The organism is Streptomyces sp. NPDC045967 (assembly GCF_056430495.1).
In genome coordinates this window covers 218,827-233,231 of the sequence record NZ_JBWKLE010000001.1, presented here as the reverse complement: position 1 = coordinate 233,231, position 14,405 = coordinate 218,827, and the positions used below count along the sequence as shown (strand labels likewise).

Here is a 14,405-nt window from a genome sequence, read left to right as displayed (position 1 = left end):
ATAGGCCATCCAGAACAGTGGGGTCCGGCGAGATCTGTGCAGGTCAAGCCCGGTTTTTAGATCAAAAACTGTGCGGGGCCGCGATCAGAACAGGGCCATCGCGTCTTCCTCGGGGGCCGTCTCGGGCTCCTCGATGGCGATCTCCATCTGCCCGTACGGCAGGTCCACGATCTCCAGCGATCCGGCGCACGACAGCAGGTGGCCGTCGGCGTCGCGGCGGGCGTCGGGGGCGTCGTGCCGCCAGATCCGGCCCTTGCTGAGGCGGCCGGCGACCAGACCGGCCGCGATCTGCCGTGTGCAACTGGGGCACTCCACGCGGGGCAGCTTCATCACAGGTTCAGTGTGACCGGGCCGGCCCCGCCGCGTACAACCGTTGTGGTCACAGGGTGCTGGCGTGCACCGCACCGTGCGCCATGAGCTGCTTCATGGTCTCGTCGCTGACGTGCACCATGCCCTGCTCCATGAGCTTCTCCACGGTCTCGGTGCGGGCCCGCATCCGGGCGTTGGCCTCGTCAGTGCCCAGGCAGTCGGCGATGAGGCGTGCACCGATGCGGTGGCGTGCCGCGTCGTCCAGGCCCTCGGCGGCCAGGGCGACGTCGAGGTGGCCGAGGACCTGGCGCAGCCGGTGAGTCTCGGCAGCGAACTCGGGGGCGTGGAGCGCCGCGTGCTGCGCCTGCGGGTTGCGGTCCAGGTGCTCGTCCAAGGGGGCGTCACTGAGGGTGCGGTTCACTCCGGCAGTGTCCCACCGGGCTGGCGGTCACCGCGCGCACAAGGCTCGCGGGTGTGGTTCAGGCGTGGCGGCGGCGCCGGCCCACGCGGAGCACGGCCGTGGCTTCGGCTGCCACATCAGCAGGGGTTGGCAGGACCGCCGGGGTCAGCGGGTGCTTCGACTCGATGCGCTTCGCGTCCGGGTGGAAGACGTAGAGATCCCATCCGGTGTCCTCGCTCCATGCCGCCCACAGCTCACGGCCTGAGCGAGTGGCTGCCGTCGTGGCGACGTCGATACGCGCGAGTCCGCGCCGGTGCGGATCGGTGTCGGCATACAGGTCGTCGAAGAAGTCGACTTCCGTGACGGTGAGACCGGACTCGGCGAGTGCTGCGGCGACCGCGTGAACGTAAGCGCGGTGCGATTCCTGCACGGAGGTGCCGAGCGGCATAGGAACTCCTGTGCGTTCACCTCTCGCCCGGCCCATAGCCAGCGGCGTGGAGGTGCGCCGTCGAAGCGGCGATTTAGATCACTGTAGCAGGTCGAGCGCGGACGGTGACGAAGTCTCCTGCCCGTGCTGCTCTACCGCCACGCGGAGGACGGGCAGCACGCCGACGGAGGCAGCTGTTCATCCCCCGCGCACTCCTCGGCGACTGGCCCTCACTTTCCGATGCGCCGGCCGTACGGTCCCGCCGACGGTGGCGCCTGACGGCTGTTCGGCGTCGGGGCCTGCGGCAGCGGGGCGTGGACGATGGCGCCCTTGTTCGCCTCGGGGATCAGGCCGTACACGAGGATGCACGAGGCGTCGATCCGGCCAGGGCTCTCGGGGTCGGACGGCATCCACGTGGCCCACTCGCGTTCCAGGTCGGTGAACACGCCGCGCAGCCGTACGCGGTCCTGGACCATCTGCTGCGCCACGGGCTCCGCGCGGAGCAGCTTGCCTTGCTTGGCGCGCACCGGGGCGATCTGCGGCATGAGGACGTCGGCCGAGATCTCGCCCTCGTCCACGAGCTTCTGCCACGACGTCTCGATGGCCAGCACGCACATGTCGCGGCCGTAGTTCCACTCCACGTAGATCACTGCCGCGTTCGTCTGGTGCGCGAGGCGGCAAGCCGCGGTGGACCAGTCCGCCGACGACATCGGCGCCGAAACGTCGTGGGTGATCCACACGCGCTTGTCGTCGCCGAAGAAGCCGCCGACGACGCCGGCGACATCCCGGCCGCCACCGGACGGGTCGATCGCCACAGCGATCTTCTGCGGCTCGACCTTCGTGGTCGTGTCCCGCAGCATCCGCAGCAGCTCGTCCGACACCAACGCGCCTTCGGCCGGCTGCGGATCGCCCTGGGCGAGGCTGTGCCAGTCCCGCACGATCGACGTGGCCTTCATCTCCGCCCACCACGCCTTGAGCTTCTTCCGGTTCCGCGTCGGGATCTTCGGGTGCGGCAGCGGGTCACCGGGGGCGCGGCCGAGCGGGTCGGGCCCGAACTTCGGGTCGGCGACCGCGGGGAGGTGGATCACCTTCCACCGGCCGCCGTTCTCGATCCGCCCTTCCTCGGCGAGACGCCGGCCGGCCCAGTCGTCCGGGTGCCAGCGCGTCTGGATGCCGACCACGGCGTTGCGGTCGGCCTGGAGGCGCTTGAGCGCGGTGGACGAGTACCAGTCGTGCAGCGCCCGCCGGGACGCCTCGCTCTCGGCGTCGGCGCGGTCCTTGTGCGGGTCGTCCACGATCAGCAGGTTCACCGGGTGGCCGGTCAGACCCTTGCCGACCGACACCGAGCGGACACCGCCGCCCTTCGTGAGCAGCCAGTCCTGCATCGCCCCGGATCCTGGCTGCATGAACAGCTCGTACTCGTCGCCGTACTCCTCGACGTAGCTGCGGATCGTCTTGCCGCGCCTTAGCGCCAGGTCGTCACCGTACGAAGTCACCGCGACCCGGTCCATCGGGTACAGGGCCAGCCACCAGAACGGGAACCACTCGGCCACCGTGGTGGACTTGCCGACCTGCGGCGGGGTCAGGATCAGCAGCCGGTCCAGCTCGCTCCTGCCGACCTCGGCCAGGGCGTCGCCGATCACCCGCAGGTGCGGGCGCATCCGGTACGAGCCGTCCAGGCCCCGGGCCAGGGTCACGGGATCGCGGAGCAGGTCCCGGCTCATCGACTTCTTGGCGGCCTCCAACTGCTGGAGCACCCCCGCGTCGTCAAGGTGGTCCAGCCCGCCGGGGGCCTGGTGCGCCCTCACTCCTCGCCGCTCTCCCCGTCCCCGCCGGATGCCGGGTACGTCTCCTCGTCGCTGTCGTCGTCCTCGCCGGCCGCCTCAACGCCGTCGTCCTCGTCGTCGCTGCCATCGACCGCCCGCAGCCGCCGGTTGACCGCCTCGGCCAGGTCGGCGAGGCGCACGCGACGCAGCTCCTCGGGCATCTGGGCGAACTCGGCGAGCTGCACGGCGAGCGGGTTCCCGCCCTGCCCCGTGACCGCGATCGTCTCCGTGGGGTCGCCGAACAGGACGCGCCGGTGCCGCATGGCCACGTCCATCAGCCGGATGAAGTCGCCGGCCGACAGCTCCTCGGCGCGCAGGGTGCCCAGGCGCTGCGCCAGCTTCCCGATCGCCGCCCCGAGGATCTTCGCGTCGGACTCGGCGGCCTTGCGGCGCTCCTCCAGCCACGTGGCCTCGTACAGCCGGTCCAGGTGCCGGTCCCACGCCTCGACGCGCTCCCGCCACCGGTACTCGGACGCCGTGTTCCTCACGTGCCCGTGCGCGAGTGTCAGGGTCTCCGCAGCCTTCGCAAGGGTGCGGGCCCGCCCGAGGTCCCGGTACGTGATGAACTGTCCGTGTTTGTGGGCTGACTCTCGGGGCTTCTGTCGTTCCCAGGGGTCGAGGGAGGTGCTGAGCGTGATCGGGGGGTTCGTGGTCACGGCTGACCGTCCGGGTCGTAGTTAGGGCCGGACAGGTACTCCCCCGCGAGGCGTTCCAGGAGCTTCCAGCCCTGCCCCTGCTCGATCTCGCCGCGTCCCTCTGCTGCTGCGATGGCCTTGTTGATGGTGACGGCCGCGGGTGCCGGGAGAGTGCGGGCGCCGATGACGGTCTCGAGGCCGACGTGCCCGGTGTGTGCGGGGGTGCCGTCTTCGTGGGTGTAGCCGGCCTGGAGGTCGGTCAGGTGGGCCTCGGTGATGGCGAGGATGGCGTGGAGGGCGGTGGCCACGTTGCCGACCTTGTGGGCGGCGTGGGTGGAGGCGAGGGTGTCTAGGGTCTGCTCGTAGTCCGCGCGTGCGGCGAGCCAGCTCTCGTTCTGCCCGAGGCGTGCTTCCTCGAAGGCTGTGCGGGCGGCTTCCAGCTCGGCGGGCAGGAAGATCAGCGACACGGTGGCGAAGTCGAGGTTGGCTTCCGACAGGCCCTCGGGGCTGACTTCGGCGAGGAGCTTGAGCTGGTCGTCGTCCAGGCCGGAGTAGGCGCGCCAGTCGACGTCGTCCAGTTCCTCGTAGAGCTGCTTGAGGGTGGCGGGGTCGTCCTCGCCCGCGATGGCGTTGTGCGAGAGCTGGATCGCGACGAGCTGCTGCCGCGTCAGGGCCTCTTCGATCAACATGCAGTCGATCTCTTCGAGGCCGGCGTCGACCGACGCCATCGTGCGGTGGTTCCCGGAGAGGACGAGTTCGCGGCCCTCTTCGTACTCGCCGCCGGAGTAGATCAGCGGGGTGGAGGTGAGGCAGCCGTCGCGGCGGACGTTCTCCACCAGGCGGTCGTACTCCTCCTTCCGCATGTACCTCGCGTTCACTTCGAGGCGGGTGAGGAGCCGCGGGTCTCGCCGGACGAGCCGGGGCCGGAACAGGGGGGTGGTGGTGTCGATCATCGCTCGTCCTTACCGTGCTTGGTCTTCCACAGCTCCAGGGCGCCGGCGAGGTCGTACTGGCCGAGGGGCCCGCCGTACTGGAGCTGATAGCGGTGGATGCCGTCGCCCGGGTCCTTGGGGGTGGCCTCGGTGCGCTTCTGCAGTTTCACGCCGGGGATGCCCCGGCCGTACTTCGCCGAGTTCGGCCGGTCCGTGAACGCGGTGGTGGCCCAGCCGGTGATCCGCTTCGACAGGGACCGCTGGATGAGGAGCTGCGCCTCCTTCGTGGAGGCCGCCATCACGATCAGCTTGGCCAGGCGCCGGTACCGGGTCCACGACACCGGGAAGTCGGACATCAGGTAGGCGGTGTTCGGGTCGAACTTCGGCGGCAGGTACGCGAACGCGCCGATCAGTTTCCCGTCGACCGCGACGCCGCACGCGATGAGCGGGCTGCCCGGCTTGATCGTCTTGGACATGAACTGTGAGCGGACGGCCGCGAACTGGCCGCCGGTCAGGATGTGCAGGGTCATCCGGTCGCCGAGGACGTCGTCCTTGCCGATCTTCGGCATCGGGATCGGCTCGACGGGCTGGCGGGGCCGCACGATGCGCCGGGGCCCGGCGGCGGCGTACACGTAGATCGGCAGGCCGCGGTTCGCGGTCTGGACGACGCCGGCGAGCTGGCGGCGCAGCTCGGGCCGCTCGATGTGCAGGCCGAGGACCCAGTTGGGCCGGTCCTGGACCTGCTCGATGATCCGTTCCTTGCCGTCCTCGTCCAGCTCGCCGAACGTCGGCTCGGGCCAGTCGAAAGCCGCGTCGATCGGCGCGAACTGGCTGGTGTAGTCCCCGGAGTAGAACGGCGGGAAGAGGACCACGGGGGCATCGGCCGGGGCCTGGTCGAGGTAGTCACGGACGTCGCCGGCGAAGAACGAGCCGAGGCGGGTCTCCAGGCCCCGGAGCTTCGTAGCCGTCTTCTCGTGCATTCGCGGCCACTGCTCGCGGGTCGCGGCCATCATCCGCCGGTAGTACACGCCGTCCTTGCCGACGTACTGGAGGAACCGCGTCCCGAGCATCAGCGTCGCCATCAGGTCGGCGCGGTCCTCCAGGTACGGGTGGAGCCAGCCCAGTTCCTCCTCGTACTCCTCGCGCAGCGTGTACTCCAGCGGGTCACCGGCGAGGTACCAGCCGAGCGCGCACGAGTACGCCTGGATGTCATTGCCGTGCACCGGGCGGGAGCTGCCGAACTTCTCGTGCAGCACCCGCTCGATCGTCATGTTCCCGGAGCAGCCGACGTAGATGTCGCCCTCGGGCCAGGTGCCGGCGTGCTCGTAGATGATCGACCGGAGGGGCGCGGGAATCGAGCCGTGGAACATGGGGCCGCTCCTGTGACGGGTCGCTGAGGGGGCGCGATGGTAGCCGACCCGAACGGCTCACCTTCGGGGCATCGGCGCAGGCCAGGGCGGTACGACGAAGCCCCCGAGCGGCCGGGGCCGGTCGGGGGCTTCGTGGTGGAGCGCCGGCCTGGATTTGAACCAGGACCTCCCACCCGGAAGGTGGGTGTGCTGCTGTTGCACTACCGGCGCGTGCGGTCGGCTGCGCCGCTGCTCAGGACAGCCGACCACGGAGAGGGATGATACACATACGCCCAGTGGTCACCCCTCCCAGCAGGCGACCGCCGCGACCTGGGGCGATGCCTCGGCCTCGGCGATGATCTCGGCCATCGACACGTCCAGACGGAACCGGTGGCCCGTCTTGGCCTCCACCGCGGCGTACCGGGCGGCCAGGGCGGGCTGGAGCTGGGCGGCGCGCACGAGCGCTGACCGGGACGCCAGGACGCAGAACACGCACGACAGGCGGGGCATCCCGGCCGCGTACGCGGGGTGGACGCGCAGGCCCGACGCCTGCACCGCCGTCCAGACCTCGGTGGTCGACCAGGAGTGCACCGGCAGCCAGGTGTCGACGTACCGCAGCGTGTTCGATGCCCCCCAGCCCGGGTTGGCGTGCTTCGGCACCGGCAGCTTGCGGGCCTTGTACCACTTCGCTTTGCGCTGGCGCCGCTCGCACTCGGCGCACGGGCAGGTCCACGAACCGTCGTGGGTGAACGCGAGGAGCTTGCGGCGGGCCGGGGACTCCTCGGCGCGCAGTCCCATGACGTTGAGGATGCGCACGGGTCCGGCGTGGCCGGCTGCTTCGGCCTCGCGAACCAGGGCGGTGATCAGGCGCCTCACCGGGCCTCGCTTGAAATCCGAGGTACACCACCGGTTGTCTGCTGACGGGAACATGCCGCGTTCTTCGATGCGTTCGAGGAGGCCGGAGCCGGTGCGGGCCACGACTTCGAACCGCAAGCCGTAGAACGCCGCGTGCTCGGCGGCCAGGTCGCGGGTGCCTTCCCACTCGGCCTCGCCGAGGTCGGCGTGCACGACGACGATCCGGTCCGCGACGCCGGCCGCCGTGGCGTGGAGCATCAGCTCGGCGAGCATCGCCATGCTGTCCTTGCCCGCGCTGACGTTGGCGATGATCCACCGGTACGAGGTCAGGTCGGGAACCTCGGACCCGAAGCCCGGTAGGGCGATCTCAAGCTGTCCGCTGGTAACCATGCGGGGCCTCTCTGGTGGGGTGGGGAGGGTAAGGAGTCCGGGCACTGTCGGCCCATGGGTGGGCCTGTGGCCGCCTGGTTGCCGCCGCTTGAGGGGTAGTGAGCTAGGACCGGTGAAGCCCTTAGAACCGCAGGTGGGGCCGTGACCGGAGTTCCGGTCACGGCCCCACGAGGCGAGCGGCGGCTACTGGGCGGGCTCGGCCGCCTAGTCCTCGTCCTCCTGCTGCTGGTCTTCGGCCGCGGGTGCGCCCGGGGAGTCGGGGCAGACCGCCCAGACGGTCAGCTCCTCGCGGACGTGGTCCAGGGCCTCGGTCTCGTTCTCGAACTGGTGGGCCATGTCCGGGTCGTGGCCGCACCGGATGTGCAGGACGCCGACCTCCAGGGTCCGCAGCTCCACGTTCTCCCCGGCCTCGATGACGTACGCGCCGCTGCCGTCCGGGTCGGTCACGTGGTAGTTGGCCGGGTGCCCGAAGTCGGTCGCCTCGATCCGGACCAGGTGGGCGATGGCCTGCGGGGTCAGGACGAGGGTCACGCTGTCGGTGACCTCGACCGCGTACGGGGGGACGGTCTCCAGGCCGCACAGGTGGCGCGCGTTGGCGATGTCGGCCGCGCGGTAGCGGCGCTTCCGGGCGATCCCGTGGAACGCGAGGCCGGCCGCCACTCGCCGGGTGGGGCCGACGCCCCAGACCTTCCGGTCGCCGTTGACGTCCCGCGCCTCCCACTCGCCGTGCTTGCGGTAGACCGCCATCTCCCAGTCGGTCACGTTGGTGTGGGCCGGGGTGTCCTCCGGGAAGCTGCCGGGGACGGTGAACAGATAGCCGCGCCGGGCGAACGGCAGGTGCTCGGCGAAACGGCCGGGGCCGTACGCGGTGAACTGGATCTGATCAGCGTTGGCGCTCATGGTGGTGCTGCCCTTCCGTTGCATTTCGGGTGGTGGTGGAGGGGAGGCGCCGGGCGGGCCAGTGCAGGGCCCGCCCGGCGCCCGCCGGTCAGATGCCGACCGGGGTGATGCCGTCCGAGCAGCAGGCCGGGCAGGGCTCCTGGTAGGTGCACGTCTGGTGCGGGCCGTCTTCGTCCTTGCAGTGCACGCAGGTGTCCGGGTGGTGCCAGTGGCCGGTGAGCACGGCCAGGGCCTCGTTCAGGTTCGCGGCCCCGATCACCCGGACTCCCGCGGTGGCCACGTCGTCCACGGCCGGGGTCGGGACGACGATCGTGGTGCTGCCGCCGGAGGCCGCGGTGTGCACCACGCGGGTCAGGTCGTACGGAACCCGCAGGGTGCCGTCGAGGCCGAGTTCGCCGACCAGGGTGACGCCCGCCAGGCAGTCCGCGGGGACCTGGCCGGCCGCCGCGAGGACCGAGCAGGCGACGGCCAGGTCAAGGCCGCTGGTGCCGACGCTGCTTCCGTCCTCCCGGGTGATCGGGGTGAGCCGGACGAGCACGTTCGCCATCGGCCAGTCCAGGCCGCTGTTGATGACCCCGGTTCGCACCCTGTCCCTGGTCTCGTTCGGGTGCCGGATCGGCAGGCCCTCCACGTGGAAGACGGGAAGGCCGGGGGTGCTGCTGGCGTGGACGCGGTAGCCGCTGTCCCGGGTGGCCGACAGGGTGTGCGCGCGGCCGAACGGCTCGGGCTCGTCGGTGGCCGGCTGGGCGGCCGGGGCAGCGTTGTAGTTGTCGAGCTGGCTGTCGTCGGCCAGGCCGTACGAGCCGATCCCGGACTGTTCGCGCAGGTCGTTCACGAGGCGGTCGACGGCCTCGCGGGCGCTGGTGGCGTGCTCGGTGTGGACCGAGCCGAACGCGTCGTACGCGTCGATGCCGATTTCCTCGAGCGCGATGGCGCGCTTCGTGGGGTCGGTCGGGGCGAGGGCGACGTCCCAGAGCTGGAAGCTGGTGCCGCGCTCCTGGCCGACGATGATGAACTCGCGGGTCTTGGTGGTGGTCTCGGTGCTCACGCGTTCCTCCACTGATCTGAATGGGCGGTACGGTGGGCCTCACGCGCCTGGTTGGGTTGTGAGGCCCTTCGGTTCTGGGCTGCGTATGGCGGCCGGTGGGATTCCCTCGCTTACGCGCCCCACCGGCCGCGCCGAGCTAGCAGACCTTCGAGTAGGTGCAGCTCCGGGCGGTCTCGCCGCGGTGGGTCCAGCGGATGACGACCTCGGACGGGTCGTTCTGCTCGATCTCGCCGGTACCGACCGCCAGTTCCAGGACGATCGCCTCGCGGACTGCCGCACCGGCCATGACGTCCTCGGTGATCTCGTCCTTCTGGCCGGGCTGCAGGGTGACGTCCAGCAGGTAGTACAGGGCGGTGTCCTCGATCGCGATGTCCTGGGTGAGGGCTCGCATGGTGACCTCCGGGGTGGGGTGGTGGGTGAGTGGATCTACTTCCATCATTCCCGTAGTCGATTTAGCTAAACCGATTACGGGAAATGGATCGCGGAAGTTGCCTTGCAGGTCAGAAGCTGACCTGGGGCTGCTCGTCTTCGCGGATCGAGAGCGCGTACCGCTCGGCGTGCCGCGCGTTGCGGAAGTCGCCGCGCAGCCAGCGGTTGAGCATCAACTGCTGGTTCGACTCGCTCAGCCAGGCGATGCACCCGGCCAGGTCGACGGGCAGGAGCCCTTCGCTCAGCGCACCCTTGGCCGCGTCGACCAGGTCGCGGAGCGCCAGGCGCCGGTCGACCTCGTCCCACTGGGCGCCGGTGAAGCCGGCGATCTCCCGGGTGCTGTATCCGGCCTGGGCCAGGACGCTGAGCACCTTCGATTGCCGCAGCGGGTTGGACGCGTGCTTGGCGGCTTCCTGCGCGATGGCCGCCGCGATGCTGGCGGGGATGAGCTTGCTGGCCATGAGGAGTGTCCTTCCGAAGGGGGGCGTATCGGAGGTCAGATGGCGCGGGCGATCCGGTCGGCCGCGTCGGCCATGAAGGCGGGCATGCGCAGCGAACGCGCCTCGCGGGCCAGGGAGCGCATCTCACGGCGAACCCACTGCTCGTGGCTCGCGGCGTCCTCGGCGATGGTGTTGGCGAGTCGGCGCAGGGCGTCACGGTCGAGCTCGCCCTTGATGACCGCGCGCCGGACGTCGATCGCGCGCTTGGTGTTGCCTCGGCGGATGAGATCGCGGGAGAGGTCGAGAGCATCGCCGGCGTCTCCGGCTTCGGCGATCAGGGCGATTTCCTCGATCAGGGACTGGATGCTCATGGAGGACTCCTTGAAGAGTGGTCTTAGTGGGTGGACACTATGACTAACGCGGGGGGACCCCTGGGGTACCGGGGGCACCCCAGGGAATCGGAAGAAATCGCAGGTCAGGCGGCCAGCAGGACGGACAGCGGGCCGCGCCCCTCCGCGAAGCGCGACAGCTCCTCGCCCGTGATCGCCTCGTACAGCGCGCAGTACAGGTTCTCCGCGACGCCGGGTGTAACGGCGTTGCCGAGCTGGCGCACCTGGTGCCGCTTGGAGCCCATGACCTTGTAGCCCTTGCGGAACGCCATCGCCCGCGCGATTTCCTTGGGCTGGAGCATCCGGAACAGGACGTCGTCCAGGTTGAAGCTGCCCTTCACCAGCGCGTACCGGTCCCGGGTCGGCAGGGCGCCAATCGGCTCGCTGAGCTGCCGGGCCTGGCCGTTGCCGTAGTACGGCACGAGCAGGTGCTCGGACGCGGTCACCAAGCCGTGGTGGTTTCCGCCGGCCGAGACCGTGTGGAGCGGGGCGCTGATGTGCCGGGCCTTCTCCTTGTCGCCGCCGCCCCGCATCGGGATCACGAACGGCGCGTACGCGATGGCGGTCTCCAGACGGGCCGTCTGGGTGCGCAGCGGGTCGGCCAGGCTCATCGGCTTCTTGCCGTCGCGGCCCTCGCAGGGCACGAGGAAGGGCGGGAGGGCCAGGCCGTCGGTCTCGACGGTCGTACGGGTGGACATCGGCCGGTCGAGCGTGACCGCGTGGTTCCGCCACGTCCCGCCGGTCGGGACGAGGAGCGGACCGGCCTCGACCGGGGCCGCGGTGGACGTGTCGCCGAACAGCGAGTCCTGGCCGTCGTCGGCGATCTCCTCGCCCCAGCCCCAGAACTGCTTGAAGCCGGCCCGCATCCGGGCGATGGTCGCCGGGGCCAGGCCCTCGGGGCACTCCTCGCTCTTGGGGCGGTCGCCGATCGGCGTCCCGGGGATCGACCAGTCGATCGCGGCCGAGGCGGGCATCACCATCGGCTCGACGATCGCGCTGCACTTCTTGTTCGGGCACCGGTAGTCGTAGCTCTGGCGGTACCGGCCCATGTCCTTGCCCGCCTTGCGGAAGACCTGGACGGCCTCCACCTTCTGGTCGCAGTCGAAGCAGAACGCCTCGGGGCGCAGGATCCACTTGTCCCACTGGGGGGTGCGGCCCAGGCTCCTGTGCCAGTAGGCGACGTACAGCCGGTCACGGCTCTGCGGAATGTGGTCGAGGCTGCGCGGGTCGACGTGCATCGAGTTGATCGCGCACACCTTGGTCTCGTAGCCCATCTTGTCGAACTCGGCCATCCACCGGTCCCAGTCGTCCCAGTCGCGGCAGTCGATGACGTTCTCGACCACCCCGGCCTTGACCAGGCCGCCCCTGGCGATCACGCCGCGCAGGTACATCGGGACTTCTTCCATCAGGGCGCGCGAGCGCTCCTCGGCTGCCCGGCGCTCCCTGTCGCTCTTGAACTCGGGCTCATCGAAGTCGATCTGGCCCTGGAGCGTCTTGTCGAAGTCGCGCTTCACGCCCCGTGCCGCCGACCACTTGGGGCACTCGGGCGAGGCCCAGAAGATGTCGCACACCGGCCATTTCTCGACCGGGGCCCGGCGGATGTCGCCCTTCCAGACCTCGCAGTGCGGGTTGTTCCAGGCGTGCGTGGCGAGGGCCACGTCCCAGTGGTTCGCGGCCCGGGTGACCCTCACGTTGGGGACCGCGTCCGCGCCCTGCGTGTCGCCGCCCGCGCCGCAGAACCAGCTCATGACGGTCAGCTCGGACCCGTCGTGCTTGTAGGCAGAGGCCGAACCGGAGCCGGAGCCCCAGCCGATGGTGGTGGAGTCGATGTAGGCCATGCGCGATCTCCCTGTGAGGCTGGTCGGTTCCGGCCGGGTGAGCGGGGATTCCCGCCCCCGCTCACCTGGCCGGTGGGGTGTTGCTTAGTGGGTGGACACTATGACTAACTTCCGAACACCCCTGGGGTACCGGGTAGAACGCAGGGAATCGGGAAGTTTTCGCAGGTCAGACGGCCCGCTGTTCAGGGAAGGGCGGCAGCGGCTCCCGCTTCACCTGAGGCGGGATCACCGGGGTCAGGCTGTCGTCCAGCATGTACCAGCACCAGTCGAACCCGCCGATTGCGTACCGGCCGTCCTTGGGCTGGCAGACCTCCACCGCCTCCTGGTGCTTCTCGCCACCCAGGAACATCCAGCAGATGTTCAGGACTACCGCGTGGGCCTGGCCGGCGACCTGGCCGGTGAGGACGTGCACGGTGTCCACCGAGCCGTGGCTGAACCGGGCCGCGTCGTCCTGCGTGTCGGCCGCGATGCGCTGGACGGTCTCCAGGTCGAACCAGGGCTTCACGTACCCGTCGTGGTGCTCGTCGGGGTCGACCAGGGCCGGGTACCGCTGGGTGTCGTTGCAGCTGACGAGAACTTCGATCATTGGTCTCTCCTCGGTGAGGTCTTCTCGGTTGGGCAGACGTCGACCCCGGGACGGGCGGGGACTCCCGCCCTCGCCCGTCCCAGGGCCAGGGGTGAAGCGGTCAGTCGAGCGGCAGGGCCGCAGCCTTGGCCAAGTCGAGGCGGTAGACCTTCTGGCCGCCGCGCGCGGGCAGCTCCTCGACCAGGGGCTTCCAGACCTTCTCGTTGTCGTAGCCCAGGTACGGCGTCCACTCGTTCATTCCGAAGACGCCCATCCCGGCGTCCTGCTCGCCGATCGCCTCGGTGAACGAGGTCTCGGTGCCGTCCGCCGTCCAGTACCGGCCGGTGCCGTGCAGGGAGCCGTCGGCCGCCTCGATCAGCTCGGCGTGCGCCGCGTCGAACGGGGCGTCGTGGTCGTTGTCCGTCAGGATGTCGCGCACGGCCGCCGCGGTGACGACGGCCATCACGCGGCCGAGCCGCTCGACCGCCGCGAAGTGGGCGTTCAGCGCCTCGGTGGCTGCGGTGCTGATCGCGCGGCCGTCGGGCAGGGGGTAGGCCGGGCTCTGGGGGCTCTGGGTGGTCATGTGACGCCCTCGTTCGCTCTGGGTGGGGTGGAGGAGGGGGCCCGGGACGGGCGCTGAGAGCGCCGCGTCCCGGACCGGTCCGACTACGGGCGCAGGGCCGGGAAGGTGATCCGGTAGAGCTGCGCCGACTTGGCGTCGGGGATGTGCTCCCATCCGGCGTCGGTGACGTCGCCAGGCCCGGAGTCGTCCATGCCCTTACGCAGGATCTCGTCGGCCTCGCCGAGGGTTTCGGTGTCGAACACGCCGCCGTCGTCGGCCGTGTCGATCTCGGTGTCACCGGCGAAGACGCCGACCACGTAGGGCGGGCCGGTCAGGTCGACCGTCGCCGACGTCGCCTCGGGGGCCAGGCGCCGCAGGGTGGCGCCGGCCGCCCAGGTGGCCACGGCCAGTGGGGTCTTCGGGTTCTCGTCGCGGTTCATGCCGCACGAGTCGCACTCGGTGTCGTGCCAGTCGCTGCCCTGACCGCACACGCACCACCAGGAGGCGAAGCTCCAGCACCATTCCCAGCCGCCGATGGAGTACAGGCCGTCCCGGTTCCGGATGATGCTGGCGGCCGTGTCGCTGCCCTCGCTCAGGTACATCCAACTGATGTGGACGACGACCGCGCGGGCCGCGCCCCGGCCGGTGCCCTTGCTGCGCCGGGCGGCCTTCCGAGCGGCCGGGGTGGCGCTGGAGACCGTGGCGCTCGCGCCTTGGTCCAGGGACCGCCAGGGGACGCGCACGGCGACCGCCACAGGCTCGCGGTCGCCCTCGTCGTTCACCTCGCGGGTCAGGCCGCTTTCGATGATGTGGACCGTGTCCCGGCTGTCCGCGCGGCCGTCGATCACGTGGATCGTGTCGACGCTCTCGTAGCCGTACTCGTCGGCCATCTGGAGCGTCTGGGCGGACACCTCGCGGGCGACGGGGAGGGTGAACCTAGGGCTCAAGAACCCGTTCCAGCGGTTGTGCGGGTCGAGCTGGCAGTCGAACGGGCCGAAGTCGTCAATGCAGACGCGGGTCTGGATCTCGCGGGCCATGATGGCCTCCTTGCTGTGAGGTCGGTTCTGGGGGCCCGGATGGGCGGGGATTCCCGCCCCCGCCCATCCGGGGT

17 protein-coding genes and 1 tRNA gene are annotated in these 14,405 nt (G+C 70.3%); all 18 read right to left on the bottom strand.

The features are described from left to right. Positions 1–84: 84 nt before the first annotated feature. A complete protein-coding gene (locus tag AC07FY_RS01205; RefSeq protein ID WP_478998901.1) occupies positions 85–330 on the bottom strand; it encodes a hypothetical protein in 246 nt (81 codons plus the stop codon). Positions 331–379: 49 nt separating this feature from the next. Then, on the bottom strand, positions 380–730 hold the full coding sequence (locus AC07FY_RS01200; protein WP_478998899.1) for a hypothetical protein: 351 nt from the start codon (positions 728–730) through the stop codon (positions 380–382). Between the two features lie 58 nt (positions 731–788). Beyond that, positions 789–1,157, bottom strand: coding sequence for a DUF6292 family protein (locus AC07FY_RS01195; protein WP_478998897.1), 369 nt, complete (start codon positions 1,155–1,157; stop codon positions 789–791). A 209-nt stretch (positions 1,158–1,366) separates the two neighbouring features. Further along, positions 1,367–2,944 carry a terminase large subunit domain-containing protein gene (locus AC07FY_RS01190; RefSeq protein ID WP_478998895.1) on the bottom strand — a complete coding sequence of 526 codons (1,578 nt, stop codon included), beginning with the start codon at positions 2,942–2,944 and terminating at the stop codon, positions 1,367–1,369. Continuing rightward, entirely contained in the window at positions 2,941–3,450 is a 510-nt protein-coding gene (locus AC07FY_RS01185) for a hypothetical protein (RefSeq protein ID WP_478998893.1), read from the bottom strand. The genes AC07FY_RS01190 and AC07FY_RS01185 overlap by 4 nt, the downstream gene beginning before the upstream one ends. A gap of 164 nt (positions 3,451–3,614) precedes the next feature. After that, positions 3,615–4,550, bottom strand: coding sequence for a ParB N-terminal domain-containing protein (locus AC07FY_RS01180; RefSeq protein ID WP_478998891.1), 936 nt, complete (start codon positions 4,548–4,550; stop codon positions 3,615–3,617). Next, positions 4,547–5,899, bottom strand: a complete 1,353-nt coding sequence (locus AC07FY_RS01175; RefSeq protein WP_478998889.1) for a putative antirestriction adenine methyltransferase — start codon at positions 5,897–5,899, stop codon at positions 4,547–4,549. The genes AC07FY_RS01180 and AC07FY_RS01175 overlap by 4 nt, the downstream gene beginning before the upstream one ends. A 136-nt stretch (positions 5,900–6,035) precedes the next feature. After that, a tRNA-Gly gene (locus AC07FY_RS01170) sits at positions 6,036–6,109 on the bottom strand. Positions 6,110–6,178: 69 nt separating this feature from the next. Next, positions 6,179–7,123 carry a phosphoadenosine phosphosulfate reductase domain-containing protein gene (locus AC07FY_RS01165; protein ID WP_478998887.1) on the bottom strand — a complete coding sequence of 315 codons (945 nt, stop codon included), beginning with the start codon at positions 7,121–7,123 and terminating at the stop codon, positions 6,179–6,181. A 204-nt stretch (positions 7,124–7,327) separates the two neighbouring features. Further along, complete coding sequence (locus tag AC07FY_RS01160) at positions 7,328–8,023, bottom strand: hypothetical protein (protein WP_478998885.1); 696 nt, start codon at positions 8,021–8,023, stop codon at positions 7,328–7,330. Positions 8,024–8,111: 88 nt separating this feature from the next. Beyond that, positions 8,112–9,071 carry a magnesium chelatase domain-containing protein gene (locus tag AC07FY_RS01155; protein WP_478998883.1) on the bottom strand — a complete coding sequence of 320 codons (960 nt, stop codon included), beginning with the start codon at positions 9,069–9,071 and terminating at the stop codon, positions 8,112–8,114. Between the two features lie 136 nt (positions 9,072–9,207). Beyond that, entirely contained in the window at positions 9,208–9,510 is a 303-nt protein-coding gene (locus AC07FY_RS01150) for a hypothetical protein (RefSeq protein ID WP_478998881.1), read from the bottom strand. Positions 9,511–9,571: 61 nt separating this feature from the next. Then, positions 9,572–9,961 carry a hypothetical protein gene (locus AC07FY_RS01145; RefSeq protein ID WP_478998879.1) on the bottom strand — a complete coding sequence of 130 codons (390 nt, stop codon included), beginning with the start codon at positions 9,959–9,961 and terminating at the stop codon, positions 9,572–9,574. Positions 9,962–9,996: 35 nt separating this feature from the next. After that, complete coding sequence (locus AC07FY_RS01140) at positions 9,997–10,311, bottom strand: hypothetical protein (protein ID WP_478998877.1); 315 nt, start codon at positions 10,309–10,311, stop codon at positions 9,997–9,999. Positions 10,312–10,415: 104 nt separating this feature from the next. Next, positions 10,416–12,167, bottom strand: coding sequence for a DNA cytosine methyltransferase (locus tag AC07FY_RS01135; RefSeq protein ID WP_478998875.1), 1,752 nt, complete (start codon positions 12,165–12,167; stop codon positions 10,416–10,418). Positions 12,168–12,333: 166 nt separating this feature from the next. Beyond that, positions 12,334–12,753, bottom strand: a complete 420-nt coding sequence (locus AC07FY_RS01130; RefSeq protein WP_478998873.1) for a hypothetical protein — start codon at positions 12,751–12,753, stop codon at positions 12,334–12,336. Between the two features lie 100 nt (positions 12,754–12,853). Beyond that, positions 12,854–13,315 (bottom strand): hypothetical protein, encoded by a 462-nt coding sequence (locus tag AC07FY_RS01125; RefSeq protein ID WP_478998871.1) that lies wholly within the window; start codon positions 13,313–13,315, stop codon positions 12,854–12,856. An 83-nt stretch (positions 13,316–13,398) separates the two neighbouring features. Then, positions 13,399–14,331 carry a hypothetical protein gene (locus AC07FY_RS01120; RefSeq protein ID WP_478998869.1) on the bottom strand — a complete coding sequence of 311 codons (933 nt, stop codon included), beginning with the start codon at positions 14,329–14,331 and terminating at the stop codon, positions 13,399–13,401. Between the last annotated feature and the right edge of the window lie 74 nt (positions 14,332–14,405).